This window comes from Actinosynnema sp., assembly GCF_052038725.1.
The window spans coordinates 1-1,743 of record NZ_JBQGCX010000356.1 but is presented as its reverse complement, the minus strand read 5'-3'; the positions used below and the strand labels follow the sequence as shown (position 1 = coordinate 1,743).

Here is a 1,743-nt window from a genome sequence, read left to right as displayed (position 1 = left end):
CGTAGACCGCGTCCACGACCTCGCGGGGCGCGCCGCCCCGGAAGTTGTAGCCGTGGTCGTACCCGCGCACCTCGTGGTGCTCGGCCAGCGCGCCCGCCGCGTCCAGGGCCCTCGCGTACGCCACGCCCTCGTCGCGCAGCCGGTCGTGCTCGCAGGTGATCACCACCGCCGGGGCGATGCCCTCGATCCCCACCCCGTTGTCGCCCCACGCGGGCGAGGCCAGCCGGTCGCGCCGCGCCGCCGGGTCGGGGATGTAGGCGGTGTCGAACACCTCGGCCATCCACGGGCGCAGCATCGACTTCGGCCCCGCCAGCCGCTTGTCCCTGCCGGGCGTGACCAGGTCGAGCGGCGCGTAGTGCAGGACCTGGAGCGCGACGGCCGGTCCGCCCCGCTCCAGCGCCAGCCGCGCCGCGCCCGCCGCGAGCGAGCCGCCCGCGCTCTGCCCGCCCACGCACAGCCGCGAGCCGTCCCAGTCGCGCTCGGGCTCGGCGGCCCAGGCGAGGACGTCGTAGGTCTGCTCGACCGGCACCGGGAAGCGGTGCTCGGGGGTGGTGGCGTAGTCGGCGTTGAGCACGACCACGCCGGTCTCGGCGGCCAGGTAGCGGCACCACGAGTCGTCCTGGCCGGGGTAGCCGATGGCGAAGCCGCCGCCGTGCAGGTTCAGGTACGCGCCCGAACCGGCCGGGGTCACGTCGGCGGGCGGGTGGTAGACCGCGCAGGGCACGTCCCCGTGCCGGGTGGGCACGACGACCCGGCCGACCCGGCCGCGCGCGCCCAGGTACGGGGTGGCGGGGTCGCCGCGCGGGGTCATGAACGACTTGAGCCTCCTGGCCACGGCGTCGGCGACGGCGGGGCGGGACAGCAGGGACACGCGACCTCCTCGGGGTTCGAAGGTCGATCCTGCACCCTGCGCCCGACGTGCGCGGAGAGTCATCGCGCGATTGCTCCCTGCGCGCGAAGTTTGCGTTTCAACCCCTGGACGACGCCTTATTAGGCTTGCCTAACTTGATCGTGCGCCCTAGGGTCGGAGATCACCGCAGCGCGCCGACCCCAGGAGCCGCAGATGGACACCGCGACCCCCTTCTCAGCCGAGCTGCGCGCCGCCACCCGCAAGGAGCACGAGCGCGCCGAGCGGACCGGGTACATGGAGGCGCTCCTGGGCGAGCGCCTCGACCTCGGGGCGTACACCAGGCTCGCCGAGCAGTACTACTTCATCTACGGGGCGCTGGAGGAGCGGGCCGACGCGCTCGCCGACGACCCGGTCGCCAGCCGGTTCACCGAGCCCGAGCTGCGCCGCGTCCCCGCGCTGGAGCAGGACCTGGCGCACCTGATCGGCCCGGACTGGCGGTCGCGGATCGCCCCGGTGCCCGCCACCGAGTCTTACGTGCTGCGCATCCGCGAGGCCGGGCGGTGGTCCGGCGGGTTCGTCGCCCACCACTACACCCGCTACCTCGGCGACGTCGCGGGCGGCCAGGTCGTCCGGCGGCTGCTGGCCCAGCGGTACGGGCTGGTCGACGCGGGCGCCGCGTTCTACCGGTTCGACGTGGTCGGCGGGCTCCCCGGCTTCCGCAAGCGCTACCGCGACTCCCTGGACACCGCCGGGTGGGGCCAGGTCGAGCGGGAGCGGGTGATCGTGGAGACCTGCGTGGCGTTCGAGTGCAACGTGGCCGTGTTCAACGCGCTCGCCTCCGAGCTGGACCTGGGCAGCGCCGCCTGACCCCGTGCCCCCGCAGCGGGCGCCGG

2 protein-coding genes are annotated in these 1,743 nt (G+C 74.8%); one reads left to right on the top strand and one right to left on the bottom strand.

What is annotated here, in order from left to right; genetic code table 11:
- The coding region (locus ACTUAL_RS07150) for an alpha/beta hydrolase fold domain-containing protein (RefSeq protein ID WP_440899691.1) at window positions 1-871 on the bottom strand (871 nt) is incomplete at its 3' end.
- Between the two features lie 192 nt (window positions 872-1,063).
- Here ACTUAL_RS07150 and ACTUAL_RS07145 point away from each other — a divergent pair.
- On the top strand, window positions 1,064-1,717 hold the full coding sequence (locus tag ACTUAL_RS07145; RefSeq protein WP_440899690.1) for a heme oxygenase (biliverdin-producing): 654 nt from the start codon (window positions 1,064-1,066) through the stop codon (window positions 1,715-1,717).
- Window positions 1,718-1,743: the final 26 nt, after the last annotated feature.